Annotated in this window: 18 protein-coding genes and 3 pseudogenes; 19 read left to right on the forward strand and 2 right to left on the reverse strand. The window is 41.4% G+C overall.

What is annotated here, in order from left to right; genetic code table 11:
- Positions 1 to 211 precede the first annotated feature (211 nt).
- The 14 genes and pseudogenes from ABH897_RS09495 (at position 212) to ABH897_RS09560 (ending at position 14,948) form a co-directional block, all read left to right on the forward strand.
- A complete protein-coding gene (locus tag ABH897_RS09495) occupies positions 212 to 982 on the forward strand; it encodes a flagellin N-terminal helical domain-containing protein (RefSeq protein ID WP_283653547.1) in 771 nt (256 codons plus the stop codon).
- A gap of 176 nt (positions 983 to 1,158) precedes the next feature.
- On the forward strand, positions 1,159 to 1,542 hold the full coding sequence (locus ABH897_RS09500; RefSeq protein ID WP_283657381.1) for a flagellar protein FlaG: 384 nt from the start codon (positions 1,159 to 1,161) through the stop codon (positions 1,540 to 1,542).
- Between the two features lie 14 nt (positions 1,543 to 1,556).
- On the forward strand, positions 1,557 to 3,029 hold the full coding sequence (gene fliD / locus ABH897_RS09505; RefSeq protein WP_283653545.1) for a flagellar filament capping protein FliD: 1,473 nt from the start codon (positions 1,557 to 1,559) through the stop codon (positions 3,027 to 3,029).
- Positions 3,030 to 3,043: 14 nt separating this feature from the next.
- Positions 3,044 to 3,427 (forward strand): flagellar export chaperone FliS, encoded by a 384-nt coding sequence (fliS, locus tag ABH897_RS09510; RefSeq protein WP_053326240.1) that lies wholly within the window; start codon positions 3,044 to 3,046, stop codon positions 3,425 to 3,427.
- Between the two features lie 71 nt (positions 3,428 to 3,498).
- A complete protein-coding gene (locus tag ABH897_RS09515) occupies positions 3,499 to 3,771 on the forward strand; it encodes a hypothetical protein (protein ID WP_283657380.1) in 273 nt (90 codons plus the stop codon).
- A gap of 127 nt (positions 3,772 to 3,898) precedes the next feature.
- A complete protein-coding gene (locus ABH897_RS09520; protein WP_283653543.1) occupies positions 3,899 to 5,707 on the forward strand; it encodes a motility associated factor glycosyltransferase family protein in 1,809 nt (602 codons plus the stop codon).
- A gap of 29 nt (positions 5,708 to 5,736) precedes the next feature.
- Entirely contained in the window at positions 5,737 to 6,756 is a 1,020-nt protein-coding gene (locus ABH897_RS09525) for a UDP-N-acetylglucosamine 4,6-dehydratase family protein (protein WP_404580892.1), read from the forward strand.
- A complete protein-coding gene (locus ABH897_RS09530; RefSeq protein WP_404591686.1) occupies positions 6,753 to 7,460 on the forward strand; it encodes an acylneuraminate cytidylyltransferase family protein in 708 nt (235 codons plus the stop codon). Before ABH897_RS09525 ends, ABH897_RS09530 begins: the two co-directional genes overlap by 4 nt.
- A gap of 28 nt (positions 7,461 to 7,488) precedes the next feature.
- Positions 7,489 to 8,517 carry an N-acetylneuraminate synthase gene (gene neuB / locus ABH897_RS09535; RefSeq protein WP_283653539.1) on the forward strand — a complete coding sequence of 343 codons (1,029 nt, stop codon included), beginning with the start codon at positions 7,489 to 7,491 and terminating at the stop codon, positions 8,515 to 8,517.
- Positions 8,514 to 9,653 carry a UDP-N-acetylglucosamine 2-epimerase gene (gene neuC, locus ABH897_RS09540; protein ID WP_404591688.1) on the forward strand — a complete coding sequence of 380 codons (1,140 nt, stop codon included), beginning with the start codon at positions 8,514 to 8,516 and terminating at the stop codon, positions 9,651 to 9,653. The genes neuB and neuC overlap by 4 nt, the downstream gene beginning before the upstream one ends.
- 14 nt (positions 9,654 to 9,667) lie before the next feature.
- Positions 9,668 to 10,294 (forward strand): acetyltransferase, encoded by a 627-nt coding sequence (locus ABH897_RS09545; RefSeq protein WP_283653537.1) that lies wholly within the window; start codon positions 9,668 to 9,670, stop codon positions 10,292 to 10,294.
- Positions 10,295 to 10,312: 18 nt separating this feature from the next.
- The gene (locus tag ABH897_RS09550) at positions 10,313 to 11,467 is read left to right on the forward strand and encodes a DegT/DnrJ/EryC1/StrS family aminotransferase (RefSeq protein ID WP_404591690.1); all 1,155 of its coding nucleotides are present in this window, start codon (positions 10,313 to 10,315) and stop codon (positions 11,465 to 11,467) included.
- Positions 11,468 to 11,518: 51 nt separating this feature from the next.
- A complete protein-coding gene (locus ABH897_RS09555) occupies positions 11,519 to 13,501 on the forward strand; it encodes a glycosyltransferase family protein (protein WP_283653535.1) in 1,983 nt (660 codons plus the stop codon).
- Between the two features lie 233 nt (positions 13,502 to 13,734).
- Positions 13,735 to 14,948, forward strand: a pseudogene (locus ABH897_RS09560) (transposase).
- Between the two features lie 165 nt (positions 14,949 to 15,113).
- On the opposite strand, the gene ABH897_RS09565 reads toward ABH897_RS09560, so the two are convergent.
- Positions 15,114 to 16,232 carry a fibronectin type III domain-containing protein gene (locus tag ABH897_RS09565; protein WP_404591692.1) on the reverse strand — a complete coding sequence of 373 codons (1,119 nt, stop codon included), beginning with the start codon at positions 16,230 to 16,232 and terminating at the stop codon, positions 15,114 to 15,116.
- Positions 16,233 to 16,479: 247 nt separating this feature from the next.
- Between ABH897_RS09565 and ABH897_RS09570 the strand changes: the two are divergent.
- The 4 genes and pseudogenes from ABH897_RS09570 to ABH897_RS09585 form a co-directional block, all read left to right on the forward strand.
- A pseudogene (locus ABH897_RS09570) lies at positions 16,480 to 17,430 on the forward strand (IS30 family transposase); the annotation flags it as partial.
- Positions 17,431 to 17,591: 161 nt separating this feature from the next.
- A pseudogene (locus ABH897_RS09575) lies at positions 17,592 to 17,910 on the forward strand (NucA/NucB deoxyribonuclease domain-containing protein); the annotation flags it as partial.
- Between the two features lie 191 nt (positions 17,911 to 18,101).
- On the forward strand, positions 18,102 to 18,407 hold the full coding sequence (locus ABH897_RS09580; protein WP_404529630.1) for a hypothetical protein: 306 nt from the start codon (positions 18,102 to 18,104) through the stop codon (positions 18,405 to 18,407).
- 267 nt (positions 18,408 to 18,674) lie between these two features.
- Complete coding sequence (locus ABH897_RS09585) at positions 18,675 to 18,872, forward strand: cold shock domain-containing protein (RefSeq protein ID WP_013373372.1); 198 nt, start codon at positions 18,675 to 18,677, stop codon at positions 18,870 to 18,872.
- 403 nt (positions 18,873 to 19,275) lie between these two features.
- Here ABH897_RS09585 and ABH897_RS09590 read toward each other — a convergent pair whose 3' ends face one another.
- Entirely contained in the window at positions 19,276 to 19,437 is a 162-nt protein-coding gene (locus ABH897_RS09590) for a hypothetical protein (RefSeq protein WP_404591694.1), read from the reverse strand.
- Between the two features lie 289 nt (positions 19,438 to 19,726).
- Between ABH897_RS09590 and hpf the strand changes: the two genes are divergently transcribed.
- Entirely contained in the window at positions 19,727 to 20,281 is a 555-nt protein-coding gene (gene hpf, locus ABH897_RS09595; protein ID WP_137060524.1) for a ribosome hibernation-promoting factor, HPF/YfiA family, read from the forward strand.
- Positions 20,282 to 20,505 lie beyond the last annotated feature (224 nt).

A 20,505-nucleotide genomic window follows, 5' to 3' on the forward strand; every position in this document is an offset into this window, starting at 1 on the left:
TCGTAATATCGAAAATCTCCACTTGGGTGAGTTTGAAAGTTTCGAAAACTACTAAGAAAATATTTCAAAAAAAAGCTGGAATGCTATAAACAATTCTCATCATAGGGTCGATATATATTTTAGAGCGGTAATTCTTCAGGGCGGCCGACCTGTGAAGACGCTTATACCACAAGGACGTGGGAATTAAACCATTTCAGGGAGGAAATATAAAATGATTATCAATCACAACTTACCAGCAGTAAATACACACCGTAACATGCAATTGAACAACACAGCAGCAAGTAAAAACATGGAAAAATTGTCTTCAGGTCTGCGTATCAACCGTGCAGCTGACGATGCTGCTGGTCTCTCCATTTCCGAAAAAATGCGCGGTCAAATCCGTGGTCTGGAACAAGCACAACGTAACGTTCAAGACGGTATCTCTTTCGCACAAACAGCTGAGGGTGCAATGAACGAAGTATCCTCCATGTTGACTCGTATGAAAGAACTGGGCGTTCAACAACTTAATGATACTTACAGCGCTGGCGATAAATCCAACATCAAAGCAGAACTTGGTCAATTGGGCGGTCAAATTGATGCAATCCTGTCCAACACTAAATTCAACGGTATTGCGATTTCTGGTGGAACCGTTAAAATCCAAGCTGATGATAACGTGTTCGTTCTCAGTATTAAAGGTATCAGTTCCACTGGTTTCCGTGGCCTCAAATCTGATGTAAAACTTTCTGCTACAACAGCTGCAATTGAAGCTGTTGCTAAGCAACGTGCGAACCTCGGTGCTATGCAAAACCGTATGGAATACACTTCCAACAACTTGGGCACAACTGTAGAAAACCTGACAGCTTCCGAATCCCGTATTCGTGATACTGACATGGCAAAAGAAATGGTTACTCTGTCCAAAAACAACATCTTGCTGCAAGCTTCCCAATCTATGCTTTCACAAGCAAACTCCGCGCCACAAGGCGTATTGTCGTTGCTGCGTTAATTTTAAACGACATAAGTTTACAAAAAAAAGATCCTGTGTATCGCAGGATCTTTTTTTTTGTTTTTTATTTTATTTTTTTCATAAATATTTGCACTCATTTACCGATATATAATGTATTGGCATTTCAAATACAGAACGGTTTTATTGTGTCTAATATTATTAATGGAGGTTATTCTATGGACTCGATGATCCCCCCTAGCACTGGGAGTTTGTTGCCGATTCAGCCATCAGCAGGAATACAACGTGAAGCCCCTTCAGATGCCGAAACCAATTATGCTACTGTACAAGATGCTGTCCAGACAGCCAATAGAAGTGGTACCGCGCAGAAACAGCAGACACATGAGGAAGCAGTTTTGGAGCTACAGAAAGCAATTGATGCTATTCAAGGCCCACAGAAGACGTTTGAAATATCGGTACATGAAAAGACACATGCAATCATGATAAAAGTGATGAACAAGGAAACGGGAGATTTGATTCGTGAGGTACCTCCTGAGAAAATTCTGGATATAGCGGCTATGATGATGGAAATTTCTGGAATAATTATCGATAAAAAAGTATAGGGGGACATATAATTATGGTAACCAGAATAAGTGGCCTTGCCTCTGGGATGGATATTGATGCAATGGTCAAAAAGTTGATGACTGCTGAACGTGTACCGCTAGATAAGCTGAATCAACAAAAACAACTGATGGAATGGAAACGGGAAAACTATCGTGAGTCCAGTACTAAAGTTGTTTCATTTCTACAAGATAAACTAGGTACATTAAGTCGTACTGCTTCAATGAATCCGCAGAAAGTAACAGTAACGGGAAATAGTGACGCGTTGACTGCATCGGCTTCATCGTCTGCCAGTGGGGTATTGGATATCTCGGTAATAAATCTCGCTACTGCCGCAAGATCTGTCTCAGACAGCTCATGGTCTGAAAAGGCAAGCACTGAGCTTGCCTTTTCAGATGGGGCAGCTCGTACGGTTCAGGTTGGTGGGGCCACCATTGATGTGGATGCCAACGAAACGATTGAATCGTTTGTCAAAAAAATTAATGAGAACAGTAAGACAGGAGTAACTGCTCTATATGATGCCAAATCCGGTTTGTCATTAACAAGTAAAACCACCGGTTCCCAAGCATTCAATATTGATTCTCAAATTAGTAGTGAGTTTAAACTATCTTCAACGAACGGAACCGATGCTTTGCTAAAGGTAAATGGACTTGAAGTCAAAAAATCTTCTAATAATTTTACCATTAATGGTATTGATATTACGCTTAAGACAGCAGGTGGTGCTGCGACAAGAATAGAAGCTACCAAAGATACGGATAAGATCGTCGAAAATATTCAAAGCTTTGTTGATGCTTATAATGATGTTCTTGCTACACTCAACAGCAAGGTTAGTGAGGAGAGATATAAAAAATACGCTCCGCTTACGACGGAACAAAAAGCCGGTATGAGCGATGATGAAGTCAAGCTCTGGACAACCAAGGCCAAGAGTGGGATGCTTAGAAACGATCCTATCCTGCAGGATACATTATCTGAAATGCGTAATGCCATGATTCAAGGTGTAGATATCGGCAGAGTTGATGCAAATGGTAAGAATAAGCCTTTAATGATGTCTGAGCTTGGGATCACTACGGGGACGTATGATACGAAAGGCAAGCTAATTTTGGATGCAGACAAATTGCGTGCAGCGGTTGAAAAAGACCCGGATATTATCACGAATTTTTTTGGGAAACAGGATCCAAGTACCGCGCTAACCAATAAATACACACAGCAAGATGGTGTTATTGCTAAACTTAAAAAGATTTCGAATACTTCACTGCAAAGAATGGCCGATACAGCCGGTACTTCAAAAGTTAGTAAGGATCTAACGGCTTCATTTCTTTCTACGAGCACAATGGGAGAGCAATTAACGAGTCTGGACCGTCGAATTAGTGACATGACCAGCCGTCTAACGATGATTGAAACTAACTATTACAAAAAATTCACCGCCATGGAAACGGCAATAAGCAAGTATAATAATACATCTTCGAGTCTTACAGGCATGTCGTCATAAAGGAGGTTTTACAATTGATCAATACACCCTATCAGAAATACCGGCAGACTCAAGCACAAACTGCATCCAAGCCTAAACTGCTGATTATGCTGTACGATGGGGCTATTCGTTTCGTTCGTGCGGGGATTGAGGGGATAGAGAATAGGGATAACGAGAAAGCAAATAATAATTTGTGTAAAGCACAAGCTATTGTACACGAGTTGATATCTGCGTTGAATTTTGAGTATCCAATATCCCATGACTTATTGCGGGTGTATGAATATATGCTGCATGAGCTGATCGAGGCGAATGTTCACAAAATAGCCGCTCCGGCACAAGAGGTGCTGGAACATTTGACTGACCTACGGGAAGCTTGGTTGGAAGCCATGAAAATGCCTGGTGTAGTTGGTAGTGTGTAATGGCAGATCCTAATATGCAAGTACTCCTTGAAGAACTGCAACATAGGACAGAAGCAGTGTTATCTAACCTTATGAATTTAAGTGAGGAAGAGTTTGAACAGTTTGCAGATCAAAGGCAGCGCATTGTAGAACAGATGCAGTCCTTTCAGCCGTCGATAACGGAAAATAATAAGCAGAAAATTCGTGATATACTAAGTCACGATTCGGTAATTTTACAGCGTATGCATGCACTTAAGGATGAAGCGGGTCACTGGATGGAGAAACGTGGAGCCATTCGTGTGCAGCAGCATGCATACCAGCAGGCTTATTCTGTAGACAGTTTGTTTATTGATCATCGCAAATAAAAATGCTTTATGGAGCGTACCCCATTCGATTTAAGAATGGGGGTATTTTCTGTGAAAAGCTTCATTCCATTAAGAGTAAATCCGATATACTAGTTAACAAATATTAATGCGAAACGGTGGTATTACCTTGTCTCAACTACAAATAAACCATACAATTCTAGAGCAGAGGTTTCCTCATGTTGCAACCCAAATAAATAGTTTGCCGAATGATGACTTATCTATACCTTTGTTTACGGAGCCCTTTGAAAGGGATATCGCTTGGCTTAATGCTGTTCAGGGAGCAATTGGAAACGGAAAGATCCTTTTTGTATATGGATTTGAAAGGGGACTCAGCATTGTTGATCTCCTCGAATTGTACCCGAATCACTGGCTGTTTGTATACGAGCCGGATGAGCGGCTTTTTCGGAAGGCTGTGACGGAGTATGACCTCAGTCTTTTGCTGGGGCATCCCAATTTGTACTGGCTATCTGTTGGTGATTCTCAGCTCAATATGATGTTTCATATGCTGAATAGTTACATGATGGAAGATTTAGTGTTTATTGCGCTGCGTAAGTATCTATCAGATGATATGAGTATGCTACGTGAAGTAAAGGGAAAATTTCAGGAGTACCGCCAGAGCTTTATGATAGATAAACATACAGAGCATCGTTTTCGAGAAGAATGGACTCGAAATTTTCTATATCATCTATCTGATGTACTATACACTCCTTCCATTGAGCGGCTTTTTCACGCTTTTGAGGGTGTGACGGTGATTGTTGTATCATCAGGCCCATCTTTACAGGAAGATATCGAATGGCTGAAAAAATTACGTCCTCACGCACTGATTATTTCAGCAGGCTCCAGCATTCAGGCATTAATAAAGCATGGAATACAGCCTCACCTTGCTGTAATAATGGATGGCCATTCAGTCAATAAGAAAATCTTTGCTTCCTCTGAAACGAGAGAGCAGCCTTTATTGTTTACTTCCTCTTCTTATTATGAAATCTCTGACCAGAACTGTGCAGAGAAAATCCATAGTATTATGAAAAGTGATGCTATATCTCAGTATTTCTTTGGACTCAGTAAAGAGGAACTCTTTATATCCCCTACAGAGACGGTCGCAGGAACAGTTATTCAAGTAGCAGCATGTCTAGGGGCTAAACGGATCATACTTGCAGGTCAGGATTTGTCGTTCCCTGATAACAAATTCTACGCAGATGGAATTGAACATTTTGCAGCCGAAACTACAGATAAGAAAGTGCAGGAAGCACCTAAAAAAGTGCTAAATGTAAAGGGGACATACAATACTACAGACGAAAGTTTCTCCCAGATGAAGGATGGACTCGAAAATCTGATTAAGGCACTTCCAAGGATTGAATTTATCAATTCAACTCGAAATGGTGCAGTGATTGAGGGAGCCCCATACGAACCGATGGAAGAGATGTATAAATTGTTAGCATCAGAATCTGTTGATCATGATGCAATTGCCGATTTGATAAACAAAATAAATATTGCTGCTGATATGAATAAGGTGCAGGATGTCAGAGATAAGCTGATAGCGACACTCGGAGATCTTTCCAATGTACGTTCTGAGATTGCAGCAATTCATAAGCTGATGAAAAAAATACGCGAATTTAGCCGGACTAAACCAGCAAAGGCCCAAAGTATGGTGGAGTCTATAGAGCAGATGTGGGGATTGATTGCCAACAGGGATTGGTTCTCACCTATATTTGAGTCCATTATGCCTATCGAAATTGCGCGTTTTGATCAGGTGCTCCCTGTGATTGTGACAGAACATCAGTTGACTCGTAAGTCTGATCTAATCTATGAGCATCTGGGTAAGCTGCTAGAGGATATCACAGCACAAATCCCAATACTTGAAGAAATGTTTTCAGAATCGATTCGCCGTTTAGATAAAAAAACAGATAGCGATCCATTGGTCCATAAAGATATATAAATTAATCGTTTTACACTCCGGAGGTCATTATGTTTACCAACAAGATTGTACTGGTTACGGGCGGCACAGGCTCGATTGGAAGCGAAATTGTACGTAATATTTTATCCTATAATCCTAAAGCTCTGCGAATTTTTAGCCGGGATGAGAGTAAGCAGTTTGATCTGCAGCAGGAATTAAAAGAATATACGAATGTCCGTTATCTGATCGGTGATATCAGGGACAAGCAGAGGCTCAGCTATGCCATGGAGGATGTAGATTACATTTTTCATGCCGCTGCTCTTAAACATGTGCCTGCATGCGAGTACAACCCCATGGAGGCAGTGAAAACGAATGTCATAGGTGTACAAAATTTAATAGAGGCAGCTATTGAGCATAATGTAGAAAAAGTGGTAGCCATCAGCACAGATAAAGTGGTAAATCCAACAAATACAATGGGTGCTACAAAGTTACTATCAGAACGTTTGATTTCAGCGGCCAACTTGTACAAAGGTAGCAAACGTACCGTCTTCTCATGTGTCCGCTTTGGGAATGTTATGGGCTCAAGGGGGTCTGTTATTCCGTTATTCCGGGATCAGATTGCTAAGGGAATCCCGGTGACTGTCACACATGCAGAGATGACCCGATTTATGATGTCTATTCCTCAAGCAGCTCAACTGGTAATAGATGCAGCGCATCACTCACAAGGCGGAGAAGTATTTGTACTTAAAATGCCGATTCTTAAAATCACAGACTTGGCCCAATGTTTGATTGATTCGTTTGAACAGGCAACTGGCAATATCTATTCGGGTGAAGTCATCGAGTCTGGAATACGGCCGGGAGAAAAACTGTATGAAGAACTGATGTCACTTGAGGAATCTGAAAGAGCATTGGAGAATGGACAAATGTATATTATCCCTTCGTCATTTCATACAGCAGAGCAGGAATATGAAGGTTTTCAAAAGGCGATTCCTCAAGAGTATTCTTCGAAGACTGCACCGCAGATCTTCCAGACAGCCATTCGGGAACTGATTGAAAAAAATGGATTGGGTTTTACAATTGGTACTGTATGATGGGCAATCACAAATGCCTGGCGATTATTCCTGCGCGCGGTGGATCAAAAGGTTTACCTGGTAAGAACATTAGATTGTTACATGATAAACCGCTCATTCAATATAGTATTGAGGCAGCGTTGAACAGTAGCTGTGTAGATGAAGTTGTAGTTACAACGGATAGTGCAGAAATTGCTCGTGTGTCAGGCCAAGCTGGCGCAGCAGTTCCATTTATAAGGCCCGCTGAGCTGGCTACCGATGAGGCCAAAAGCATTGATGTATTAAAGCATGCTGTTGAATTTTATGAACAGACACTGGATCAATTTTTTGATGTTATTATGCTGCTGCAGCCCACATCTCCATTGCGAAATGCTATGGATATTGAAGAGGCGTATACAATATTTTCAAGTAATCAGGCTGATTCACTACAAAGTGTCGCTTTATCAGAAGTTCAACCCTACCTGCTAAGAGAAATGGATAACGGACGGCTTACGTCCTACCTGAAAGGTGAAAGGGAGCATTTGAGGAGACAGGATCTCAAGGAATTGTATGTTCTAAACGGAGCCATCTATATCGTAAAAAGAGATTTGTTGATGAACAGTGGCACTCTGATAGGACCTAATAATTGTGGCTACATTATGCCCAAAGAGCGATCTGTTGACATAGATGACGAGTTTGATTTAAAAATGGCAGAGTTTCTTTGGAGAGAATCCAATCACAAGTGATCCTCGCAATAGGAGGGAGTAGTGTAACATGCAAAGTTTTTTATCGAATAACGACAGCCACTCCATCTACATTATTGCAGAGGTGGGCGTAAATCATAACGGATCATTGGATCTCGCATTTGAGTGTATTGATCAGGCGATTTTGTGCGGTGCCGATGCGGTGAAGTTCCAGACCTTTAAAAGCGAAAAACTGGTAACCAAGTACGCCCAAAAGGCTAATTACCAGACAGAAAATACGAACTCCACCGAGAGCCAACTGGACATGTTAAAACAGCTGGAATTAAGCTTTGATGATTTTGTTCTGTTGAAAAAGTATTGTGAGGTTAAAGGAATAGACTTTCTTTCTACACCCTTTGATGAAGAAAGTGCCGATTTTCTGAATTCAATTGATATCGATGCATTCAAGGTTGGATCGGGAGATATGAACAATATTCCCTTTCTTCAGAAGCTCGATCGCTATGAGCGTCCAATTATTTTATCTACCGGAATGTCTAATCTGGATGAAATTGGAGAATCGTTACAAGCATTCAAAAAAAGTGACGTATTATTGCTACACTGTACTTCCGACTATCCGGCACCTTTGGAAGATGTTAACTTGTTGGCTCTGAATACCATTTCTAAAGCTTTTGGGAAGGTCACAGGATATTCGGATCATACTGCTGGGATTGAGATTGCTGTAGCGGCTTCAGCATTGGGAGCGAGAATTATTGAAAAGCATTTTACGTTGGATCGATCACTTCCAGGTCCTGACCATAAGGCTTCACTGGAGCCTGTTGATTTCTCCAGAATGGTTGTTGCGATTCGTAATGTAGAGCAGGCTTTGGGGGATGGGGTTAAAAGGTGTATGCCCTCTGAGGAAAGCACCAGAGCTGTTGCAAGAAAAAGTGTTGTGATGGCAGCACCTAAAAAGGCAGGCCAGACGATAACTCAAGAAGACCTAGTCATCAAACGCCCTGGAACGGGAATAGCGCCTAAATATTATGCTGATTTAGTTGGCAAGCAGCTTTTAAAGGATGTACATGAAGACTATTTGTTGTCATGGGATGATGTGCAATGAAGAAAGTATTGGTGATTACCGGAACACGGGCTGATTATGGGATATATTACCCGGTTTTGCGGGCTATTGAGGATGAAAATGCTCTGGAGCTCCATCTGTTGGTGACAGGAATGCATTTATCTCCACAGTACGGATATACATTGGACGCTATTCAAAAGGACGGATTTCGTGTATCCGCTAAGGTAGACTGTCTGCTGCAAGGGTCAACTCATGCCAACATGTCTCGCTCTATCGGAATAGCAATCATGGGCATGACGCAATCCATCGAGGCTTTGGAGCCAGACTTCGTCGTTGTTCTGGGAGATCGGGGAGAAATGCTTGCAGCCGCGATTGTGTCTTCTCACATGAACATTCCGCTTGTTCACTTACATGGTGGCGAAGTGTCCGGCACGATTGATGAGTCTGTTCGGCATGCGATCAGTAAGTTGGCTCACATTCACTTCGTGGCTACAAATGGAAGTAGAGAGCGCCTAATCAGGCTTGGTGAAGAACCGCGGAGAATTCATGTAGTCGGTGCCCCGAGAATTGAAACGATGATGAAGACATCCTTGCCTGAGCTAGAGGAGACAAAACGTAAATACGATCTGGATTTAGATAACGATTATGTGTTATTTGCTTACCATCCTGTCACAACGGAAGAGGCCGATATGAGCATGCTTGGTAAGATGCTAGAAGTTCTTTTGACTGGAGAGAATGAGGTTATTTGTGTGATGCCTAATTCGGATGCTGGAGCCGATGCGATCGTGGACGTGTATAATCGCTTTGCTACAAGAGAGGGGATATACTTTGTAGCCAGTTTTGAGCAGCTTGATTATCTGACGATGTTGAAGAATGCAAAAATATTAATTGGAAATTCTTCATCGGGGATTATTGAGGCTGCTTCTTTTCATGTTCCAGTCATTAATATCGGAACTCGGCAGACAGGCAGAGAGCGTTCTGTGAACACCATAGATATTGCTCAGAATGAAAAGGAACTCTCCATTGCACTGGAATATGCGCTATCCGCTTTGTTTCAACAAACGGTTGCCAATTCAAGTAATGTGTACAGTAAGAAGGGTACAAGTGCACGTATCGTTGATGTATTAAAAAGTACGGTTAAAACAGATGAGCTTATCCAAAAAACGATTACCTATTAGGGAGATGATGGCATTTGAGCTACATCGTTTTCGGAGCAGGCGGGCATGGCAAGGTAGTTGTAGATATTTTGCGTTCCTGTCAAGAAACAATCGTTGGTGTGATGGATGACGGCTGTCCGATAGAAGAATGGAATGGCATACTGAATCTTGGCGGTATGGGGCAATTACACCAGGTCACATTAAAGTACCCGGAAGCTTTGTACATTGTAGCAATCGGGAACAATTCCATTCGTATGAATATTGTGGAGCGTTTAAAACAGATGCAGGTTCAATTTGGTACTGCTATCCATTCAAGTGCTGTCATTGGCTCCAATGTCTCCATAGGTGAAGGAACGGTAGTGATGCCTAACGCAGTTATTAATGCAGATACCCATATCGGAGAGCATGTCATCATTAACACGGCAGCTACCATAGACCATGATTGCTGTGTCGAACACTTTGCACATATCTCACCAGGGGTGCATGTGGCTGGAGGGGTTACTATCGGTTGTCGGAGTCATGTAGGTATAAGTGCGAGCCTTATTCCGGGCGTGAGTATAGGGAATGACACAATAATAGGAGCGGCTTCATGCGTAATCCGTAATCTGCCGGATCATGTTGTTGCCGTAGGGTGTCCAGCGAGAGTTATCAAAAACTTATAGGATAAGGGATGAAGTGAAATGTCCAGTGACAAAAGAATTTATTTATCATCACCGCATATGGGCGGGGCGGAGCAGCAGTATATTGCCGAGGCTTTTGAGACGAACTGGATTGCGCCTTTGGGTAAGAATGTTGACCTCTTCGAATCGGAAGTGGCAAATTACGTAGGTAGCAAAGGAGCGGTAGCCCTGAGTTCCGGTACAGCAGCTATTCACTTAGCCTTAATTTTGCTGAATGTTCAACAAGATGATATCGTTTTTTGTTCGTCACTCACCTTTGTTGCTAGTGCTAACCCTATACTATATCAAGGGGCTATTCCCGTCTTTATTGATTCTGAGCCCGACAGCTGGAATATGTCCCCAGAGGCATTAGAGAGAGCGCTTAAAACATATGCAGATAAAGGGCAGAAGCCTAAGGCTGTCATTGTGGTTAATCTATATGGGCAAAGTGCTGATTATGATCGGTTGAAGAAGTTATGCGATGAATATGAAGTCCCTATCATAGAGGATGCCGCAGAGTCACTAGGAGCTACATATGGTAAGCAAATGAGTGGGGTAATAGGTAAATTCGGTATATTTTCCTTTAATGGAAATAAAATAATCACAACGTCAGGTGGAGGAATGCTGGTTTCTGAAGATGTGATTCTGTTAGAGAAGGCAAGATTTTACGCCACACAAGCCAGAGACCGTGCCAAGCATTATCAGCATAGTCAGATCGGATATAACTACCGTCTGAGTAACGTCTTAGCAGGAATTGGGCGCGGTCAACTACAGGTTTTGGACAAAAGGATTTCTCAAAAGAGGGGAATATTTAAAAACTATTATGACGCTTTATCTGCCATAGATGGTATAGAGTTTATGCCAGAAGCATCATTTGGAAAGTCGACTCGATGGTTAACTACTATGTTAATTGATTCAAAAAAAATTAGAAAGACCGTTACCGATATCATTGATGGTCTGGAAGAGTTTAATATTGAATCACGTCCGGTATGGAAACCGCTGCATATACAGCCTCTGTTTGCGGAGGCAGATTACTTTAAACATGATGTAGAAAAAGATGTGAGTAAGGAATTGTTTTTGAATGGAATTTGTTTACCATCGGATACCAATATGACTTTCGAAGATCAAAAGTTTGTCATTGAACAGTTAACAAAAATAATTAGTAGCAGGGTTTAGAGGTATTTTTAATAACTAATATTTAGAGCAACACGAATGGGAGAGAAGAACATGAAAATTGTACTATTCAGGAGAAACGGTGTTATTGCTCCTTATATCACCGACGATTATGCTGTTGCATTTGAACAATTGGGACATGAAATACTGTATGTTAGATTAGAAGAGGGATTCGGGCTTTCAGAAATTCAAAATATAAGGGATTTTAATCCAGATATGGCTGTTGCTTATGGGGGTGTTGGAATCTTTCAAGATGGAAAACAATTCCTGTTGCGCCAAATGGGCATTCCACTCGTTTCTTTACATTATGACAATCCTCTTTTTTCAATAGATGAAGGATTGGAAGCAGAATTTCAAGAGCATGCTTCGTATTATTATCATTTTGTGTGGGATAAATATTGTTTGCAGTTGCTTATTGAACGAAATATTAAGAATGTACATCCAATAATGCTTGCTACAAATCCTCTGAAGTTTTATCCGAATCCCGAAATTAGAGCTAAAGAAGGCGAAATGGCGTTCGTTGGTAACATAGCCAAAGTTGATAATAACGTTGTAGAAGAACATCTTGAACAAAAGTTCATTAATTTCATCATTAATGAAAAAGTGAAGAATATAAATATCCCCACTTATGATTTATGTAGGGAAGCATTTTTATTAAAGGATTTTGAACCTATTCGATATCTCTATGAAAAACATCCATATGCATTTTGGAGAAATATTTATGCGCCGATTCATATCCGTGGAAGTGCTATTTTACGTCAGCATGTTTTGAATAGTATTAGTGGGATTGATATTCATGTATATGGATCAAAGGAATTATCGAGTACCCATCTTATTCATCATCCGTCAGTAGCTAATAGTGAACTTAGTTCGTTATATCAAAGCTATGCGATAAATCTTAATATTTCTTCTCTCCAGCTTGAGACTTCAGTCAATAACAGAGTTTTCGACGTTTTTGCTTCTAAATCCTTTGTTCTCAGTGACTATAAAGATGACATGAAGCTGTTATTCCCTGATGTATGGAACGAAATCTCTTTTGGGAGTCTTGAAGAGCTTGTCACTAAGGGGGATTATTTCTTAACTCATCCTAAAGAAAGAATAGAGCTTGTGGAAGAATTATATGAGCATGTTATTACGAAACATACCTATAAGGAACGGGCTATGGAAGTGATCGAGATCGTAACTGCTTCAAAATTAAATTATGCGAGAGAAAAAGAACTAAACTCCTACAAAGCAGATAAAAGTAAGGAAGTATCGAAACAATGTCCTGTTTGTAGTGGAACTAGTTTCTCACCGTTGTATTCTATTGAAGGACATGATGGTTTTGAAACCAATCTACACCGCTGTGCTGAATGCTGTACAGTGTTTATGAATCCTCAACCGACAGAGGGCTATTTAGACTGGTTTTATAACAATGTCTATTATTCTAACGAGCATCGGACAAAAATGGGTTGGTCTACAGATTTGGAACAAATTACTCCAGGCCTATTAGCTGTATTAGAAGCTAGAATGGATTTGGTTGAGACATATGTAGATCAGACTAAGTATCCTAGAGGTAAGCTACTTGATTTGGGATGCTCAACAGGTAATTTTGTACTAGAGGCTCAACTTCGCTACTGGGATGTAAAAGGAGTGGAGATATCAGAAAAAGCAGCTCAATTAGGTAGACAAAAACATGGACTAAATATTACAACGGGTTCATTGGATGAGCATTTATTTGATAATGAATCGTTTGATGTTGTAACAGCTTTTGATGTATTGGAGCATATCCCTAATCCGCATCATTTCATGGAGAATATAAGACGGGTGCTAAAAGCCGGAGGATTATTTATTGTAAATACACCTAATGTCAGTTCGACAGCCAGCTATCATTCTGGAAGCGGTTGGCGACATCTAGACCCACCATTACATGTTATTCTATATGATCATATTTCCTTGAGAATACTTATGAGAATGCATAATTTCAAAATTCTTAAAATATCTGGTGGCTCGGAGTATTTAGGCCAGATGCAAATCGTAGCTATGAAAGAAGATTAAATTTTATCTATTCAGCTTGTCTAGGCACCCCGCTATTAAAAAGAGACCACTTAAAATTAAATTTTGTGAGAGAAAGTAAATAAACGTATAAAAAGACGATTCCCTAAATAAAATAGAGGCGTATGAAAAAAGGTACAATCTTCTCAAGTTTTAGCGAGAAGATTGTACCTTCTCTCTATATAATTAAGGTATTAAACCAAGTAGGTGAATGAGATGACTCAAAAACACAATCTATGACTTTAAGTCCTTATTTGGAACTTTATAACTTGGTAGTACCGAAAGACAATATGTTACAACAAATCAACGAACTGGTTGGCTTCTCTGTTGTTTATGAAGACTTGAAAGACTTGAATTTACTTGACATGCTAGTGGGCAAAACCGTTGAAATTGCATTGGAAAAGGGCATTATTAAAAGCAAAGTCATCATTGTCGATGCCACTCATACAAAAGCTCGTTACAACCAGAAATCTCCCCGGAAAATCTTGCTGGATCGTTCCCGCAAGTTGAGAAAAGCGGTCTATAAGGCAGATGAATCACTCAAGGCCAAGTTCCCTGTCAAGAATGTAATGTACTTGAGGAAGAGATCGGCTACTGTCAAAAACTCATTGCCGTACTTGAAGCTGAAGGCGGTATTTGCGAATGGCCGAAAATTAAAGAACCTTTGAATTTCTTGAAAGAAATGGTCGCCGATGACCTGCAACAATTACGTATCTCAGAAGACCAAGATGCAAAAGTCGGCCACAAGAGCGCGGATTCCTCGTTTTTTGGCTATAAGACCCATCTTGCCATGACCGAGGAACGAATCATAACGGCAACCGTTGTCACAACGGGTGAAAAGAATGACAGCAAGCAACTGCAATTGCTGATTGAAAAAAGTAAAGCAACGGGTATGGAAATCAAATCGGTCATCGGAGATACAGCTTACTCTGAAAAAGACAACATCGTTTACGCTAAAAGCAATGAAATTGAACTGATCGGCAAACTCAATCCGCTCATTACACAAGGGGCACGTAAGAAAGAAAATGAATTTCAATTCAATAAAGATGCAGGCATGTACGTGTGTAAGGCCGGCCATATGGCGATTCAGAGAGCACGGACAGGAGAAAAGGGCGTTAACAATAACCAAAAGAATACCTATAACTTCGATGTAGAAGTATGTAAGAGGTGTTCTTTTAAAGGAGGATGCTACAATGAAGGAGCAAAAAGCAAGTCCTACTCAGTGAGTATTAAATCTGGCGAACACACGGAACAAATGTCGTTCCAGGAAAGCGAGTACTTCAAAGCGAAGTCAAGAGAACGCTACAAAATTGAAGCGAAGAATAGTGAACTCAAACACAGACAAGGGTATGATGTAGCGTCATCTTCGGTTCTAACTGGCATGCAGTTACAAGGTGCAATGGCGATCTTTACTGTAAACTTGAAGAGAATATTGAAGCTGATGAAGTAAGAAATAAGGCATAAAGACCTGAATTTATAACAAAAAGACGGCCTTCATTCCCTATTACTACGAAATTGAGATCGTCTTTTGTTTCATGCTCTTAACTACTCCGTCAACTTTTTCAAATTGTCCATAAATACGGTCACAGTTCAGTAGCCGGATAGTCTTTTTTTGTTATTTAGTTGAATACTCGCTTACTTCAAACGTGAGTATTTTATTGAATATTACGTAGTCTTTACGGTTGCTGAATGGACCTTTGTTATTATTGTGCTTATCAATGGCAAAGAATGAAGCACCTCTACCAGCATCTTTTGCATCATACCAAGCGATGAAGGCATTCAGTTCTTTTTTGCTTAAATCGAATTCTTTATCAAATCCATTATCCATTGTTACAGTCAGAATTGCACGGTCACCAGTAGGCTGGGAGGTACCATCTGTATCCGACGGATCAGGCTTAGTAGACGGATCCGGTGTTGTAGATGGGTCAGGCTTAGCAGACGGATCCGGTGTTGTAGATGGATCAGGCTTAGTAGACGGATCTGGTGTTGTAGATGGATCGGGCTTAGTAGATGGATCCGGTGTAACTACTCCAATGGAAGTTGCTGATGCTTCTTTTGAATTTGGACTTTCACCCCCATCAGAAATGGCTGAAACGACATAATAATAGGGTAATCCGTTTGTAACTGAAGTATCTATGAAAGAGGTATCTTTTATTGATACGCTAATATTCGTGTACGGTCCACCTAAGGTTGTCGATCTTTTAACTGTATAAGTTTTAGCATCCGTAACTGCGTCCCAATTCAAGGTTACTTTTGAATCGCCACCAACAGCAACTAAGTTCTGAGGTGCACTAGGTAATATACTTCCTGTAAAAACATCTAATTCATTAATGGTTCCAGTTCCATCCATAACTAGGTATCTAACACCAGAAGCATGACCTACAAATGGGTTGCCGTTCATGGGATATGCTGAAGTTTCAAACCCGCCAATGTATGTTTTATTGTCATTGTATAATTTCCATCTAAATGTTCCAGTAGCATCCAGACGATAGGAGTTAATAGTGTGAGTTTCTCCTAAATCTATAACTAGAGTCTGTGATTTCAAGGATACCGATGTTTTATTATTATCATCAGTTGCTAATAAGGTTGTTTCACCTCCGCTGAATGTGCCATATGTTATAGTTCCTGGTTTCCCATTGGCAAGACCACCTGGATAGGCGTTTACTGAAGATAATGGAATCAATAATAAAATCAGTAGCAAGATTGGTGTAATTAATCCGAATTTTTTTCTCATTTAATGTAGAACCCCTTTGACATATTTATTTTGCTTCATGAGAATATAAAAATAACAAAGGGATGTCTAAACATTAATGTCTATATATTCAAATATAAGTTTAATTGTGGATTAATTTTTTTAGAGTGACGGATTGTAATATGAAGTGCGACACACTCACTGGAAATAAGTAAATAAAGGGCCAATGGCCGGATTCGTGTAGAATGCAGTCACCACAACACCCTCTACACAAGGAGAATCCACCACGAGCTACACTCATCTTAGCAAAGTCGAACGCAGCAAGCTAGAAATCCTCCACCAGCAAGGGAAAAGCGCACGAGCCATTGCCTGGGAACTCGGAAGACATCCTGCGACCATTAGCCGAGAGCTTCGTCGTAATGCAAAGCAGGAGCTGTATGAAGCTAAATGTTCTCATGAAGCTTACAAGCAGCTCCGTAGGGCTTCCGTACCTGTCGGGCAAGTGGACACCAGAACAAGCTGCGGTCATCGAAAAGAAGCTTCAGGCCACCTGGTCTCCTGAGCAGATCGTGGAGCGACTGCGTCAGGAAGGACAACGTATCGTGTGCTTTAAAACCATCTCGCTGGCTGTATACGAGTCGCTTGGTGAAGGGCGTGTTAACGGCCCTTCGGCACAAAGGCAAAAGACAGAAGCCTGCTGAAACCCGTGGCAAGTTTGCCGTAGGCAGACCGATTTCCCAGCGTCCGAAAGAAGTCCGTTCTCGTCAGACGTTTGGACACTGGGAGCTGGACACCGTGGTTTTGGGACGTGGGAAAAGTAAAGGCTGTGTAGCTACATTTGTGGAACGCAAGACACGTCTGTACACCGCCAGTCAGATGTCTGATCGCACGGCGTATCTATGGAGAATGCCTTTGGCGTTGCCGCTTCCCAGTACCCTGTCGGCGCCTTCCAGACCGCAACCGCCGACCGAGGCAAGGAGTTTGCCTGTTATACCAGTCTGGAAGCTACGCATGGAGTGCAGGTCTACTTTGCTGACCCTTACTCGTCCTGGCAGCGCGTCTCCAACGAGAACGCCAATGGGCTCTTGCGCGAATTTTTCCCCAAAGGGACCGATTTCGCCCAAGTGAGGGACGATGAATGGCGCGTGCACTAGACCTCATCAACCACAGACCACGAAAATGTTTGGGCTGGAAAACTGCTCACGAATCCTTTTCAGAAGAACTGTCGTACTTGGCTTGACAATCCGTCGAGTAATATCTCTTACATTATATAATTTTGCTGCTATTTGTTTGTTTTGTGACAGCATGCTCGATACTTTGACACGTCCCACAATATATCATTGAGAGGATTTAAAGTACTATGGAGATGTCATATGGTGAAAGGATTTGTGAGAGGATTAATTGTGTTTTTACTGGCGGCTATTTTCTGAACAAGGTGTCTATGCCGAACCATCGGTAGCCAACCAACAAGCAGTTTCTGAGTACACTTTGGAATTTCCAAGCTCACGCTATCCAGAAACGGGGGCACACATTAAGGATGCGATTGCAGCCGGACATTCTGTATACGATTGATCGGGATGGAGCTGAGGAAAACCACAAGGAGTCCTTAAAAGGGGTTCCGACTAAAAAGGGATATGACCACGACGAATGGCCTATGGCAATGTGCGTGGAAGGTGGCGCAGGTGCTGATATCCAATACATAAGTCCAAAGAATAATCGTTAGTTGGTTCGTGAGTAGACTAAGTACCCAAATGGAACCCGAGTGATTTTATAATAAACGAGGCTCTGCCAATTAAAGTCTCATACCAACTATATATTTTTACTGACTGGCTTTGGAGGAAAGTCCTCTAGATTTGAGTATACAAACGGAGACATTAAGGTGAACGGGACGCAAATTTCCAATACAACCCTGTGAAATATACCTCGAATTATGCAAGCTCGGATAATGCGGTTTTAATTGTTCTAAATGAAGGGACGCTTTTCACCTATTTTGAATCAGCATATAGTTCTGGCAACCCTCCCTATCACAGTTCCTCTTTCGTTGACACCAACGGCAGAACTACTCCAAGACGTCTGGATTTTATTGATATGGCTGGAGATCCAGATATTCTTGTATATGATCTTGATAAAAAGAAAGTCATTGATTTTGCAAGTAGCTTGAATTACTACTATGCCAAAGGGATTGAGCCGCATCCAACAGTGGTTTACTATAATTAAGCAAAATGGGACGCAACAAAAAATTTAATTGAATTTATTTTATGAGTTTCGAACGCTCACGAAGAGTTTACTATATGAATATAGTAGGCTCTTTTGCTTATTATACCATGCCAATCTATAGGAATAGAGTGCTTTACAAATAAAAATTGGAATAACTATGTATGAAAACATTATCAATTCCAATTGACAATGGATAACTTTGGATGGTATAGTCGGAAATGTGGGCGAGAGCTTCACTTCATTTGATGACGAAGGGAATGTTAGTGCATGCAAGGTAAAGTAAAATGGTTTAACGCAGAAAAAGGTTATGGTTTCATTGAAACTGCTGATGGCGGCGACGTATTCGTTCATTTTTCCGCAATTCAAACAGAAGGCTTCAAAACACTTGAAGAAGGACAAGACGTGGAGTTCGACATTGTCGAAGGCGCACGTGGACCACAAGCCGCTAACGTAACCAAATTATAATCATCCCCGGCATAGCCGACCTACATAATTGGTAAGATGGTTAGCAATGGATAACGCGCTAGCAACTGCCCTGGAATGTATTCCAGGGCTTTTTTATGTTTTCTGGGTATATAAAAAGGCCCCTTACACGATGTAAGGAGCTGCACAATGAAAAACTACTCGACAGAACCGTCGAAGTCAGCCATCTCCACAACTGCTTCTCTAAGCGTCCGTCTGGAAAGCGGAATTAATAGCGCAGGATGACTTGAGTGATTAGATAAGCACGGAGTGCGGATCCAATGTCCAAGGAAAAGACGATGACGGCCCTAGGGTGGGTCAAGACGGCCAACGGGATACCTTGGAGCAGCTTAGGAAATGGAAGCGACACAGAGCTCACAGTGACCGTTCACAGCAAAAGGAAATCTTAGGCTGCAAATGGAGCGGTGAGCAATAGCTCCTCCAGCGGAGTGTTGCCGATGTTTTCTACGTTGACGGTAAAGGACAAAGTATCTTCCTGCCCGACACGCAGAGCGCTGGAGCTAAGTGTGAGTTTAGGAAAGCCGTGCATACCACCACAGGCCTGCATCGGATTCAGTGTGTAAAGGCCACCCCTCCTTTTTCGTTAAAGCAGCTGAACGTAAAGCCGGGAATACATAAATGTCACGATGCAGCAGAGCAACTATTTTTATATGTGCTCATTATTCACATGTGTATGTGTGTCTCTTTAAAACATGATCTTTTTCAAAAAATGAGGTTTGAGGAAGCGTTTTAGCGAAAAAAGAAGAATTTTGTAAAATAGCTTCGAAATGTCGGGTGCTTTTTTTACTTGGCGTTAACATATGTGTTATACTGAAGGGGCAAAGGAGGCGTGCCCTATGAACTTAACAGTACGAGGTCAACAGATCGAGGTTACCGACGCTTTGAAGGAATACGTTGATAAGAAATTCAGCAGACTTGAGAAGTATTTCGATGCACCCCCGACGTCTGACGGAAGTGTAACGTTAAGCACAACCAGAGATTTGCACACTGTAGAAGTAACCATTCCTTTGCCGGGGCTTGTACTCCGTGCCGAAGACGAAAGCGACGACATGTATGCGTCCATTGATGCCGTGGTAGACAAGCTTGAGCGGCAGATTCGCAAGCATAAAACCAAGCTGAACCGTAAATTTCGTCAGGAGGGCAGCTTGAAAACCCTTTTTGTAGAAGATACGGCAGGTGGCGTGGCTGTTGCTGAAGATGCAGAATTGGATGAGCTGGAAGTCGTCCGCACCAAGCGTTTCTTATTGAAACCGATGGATGTGGAAGAGGCCATTCTTCAAATGAACATGGTTGGACATAATTTCTTTGTATTTGCCAATATTGATAACGAAGAAGTCAGCGTGGTTTACAAGCGCAATGATGGTAAATACGGCCTGATCGAACGGGAATAATCTGTAAGACAGGAACTTATCATGTTTTAAAATGAATAGAGGGTTCCCGATTGAAAGCATGCTTCATTGGAGATTGGGAAGAATGAAACTAACGACGAGCCTTATCCTTGCGAACCTGGCGGGGTAGGGCTCTTTTATATGTTTTTCTGAAAATGAAATGAAATTTTAAGCAAATAAACGTAACTAAATGTGTATTTCATGCGTGAATTGTTTTGGTATCTTTA

Origin of the sequence: Paenibacillus sp. RC73 (genome assembly GCF_044908085.1) — a bacterium.
GTDB classification, from domain to species: domain Bacteria; phylum Bacillota; class Bacilli; order Paenibacillales; family Paenibacillaceae; genus Paenibacillus; species Paenibacillus terrae_A.

Coding starts and splice junctions, on each gene's coding strand:
- ABH897_RS09550 (WP_404591690.1), top strand. CDS start 10,313: ATGTCCAGTGACAAAAGAATTTATTTATCATCACCGCATATGGGCGGG.
- ABH897_RS09585 (WP_013373372.1), top strand. CDS start 18,675: ATGCAAGGTAAAGTAAAATGGTTTAACGCAGAAAAAGGTTATGGTTTC.
- fliD (WP_283653545.1), top strand. CDS start 1,557: ATGGTAACCAGAATAAGTGGCCTTGCCTCTGGGATGGATATTGATGCA.
- neuB (WP_283653539.1), top strand. CDS start 7,489: ATGCAAAGTTTTTTATCGAATAACGACAGCCACTCCATCTACATTATT.
- ABH897_RS09565 (WP_404591692.1), bottom strand. CDS start 16,232: ATGAGAAAAAAATTCGGATTAATTACACCAATCTTGCTACTGATTTTA.
- hpf (WP_137060524.1), top strand. CDS start 19,727: ATGAACTTAACAGTACGAGGTCAACAGATCGAGGTTACCGACGCTTTG.
- ABH897_RS09495 (WP_283653547.1), top strand. CDS start 212: ATGATTATCAATCACAACTTACCAGCAGTAAATACACACCGTAACATG.
- ABH897_RS09515 (WP_283657380.1), top strand. CDS start 3,499: ATGAATTTAAGTGAGGAAGAGTTTGAACAGTTTGCAGATCAAAGGCAG.
- ABH897_RS09500 (WP_283657381.1), top strand. CDS start 1,159: ATGGACTCGATGATCCCCCCTAGCACTGGGAGTTTGTTGCCGATTCAG.
- ABH897_RS09555 (WP_283653535.1), top strand. CDS start 11,519: ATGAAAATTGTACTATTCAGGAGAAACGGTGTTATTGCTCCTTATATC.
- ABH897_RS09530 (WP_404591686.1), top strand. CDS start 6,753: ATGATGGGCAATCACAAATGCCTGGCGATTATTCCTGCGCGCGGTGGA.
- ABH897_RS09590 (WP_404591694.1), bottom strand. CDS start 19,437: ATGCAGGCCTGTGGTGGTATGCACGGCTTTCCTAAACTCACACTTAGC.
- ABH897_RS09525 (WP_404580892.1), top strand. CDS start 5,737: ATGTTTACCAACAAGATTGTACTGGTTACGGGCGGCACAGGCTCGATT.
- neuC (WP_404591688.1), top strand. CDS start 8,514: ATGAAGAAAGTATTGGTGATTACCGGAACACGGGCTGATTATGGGATA.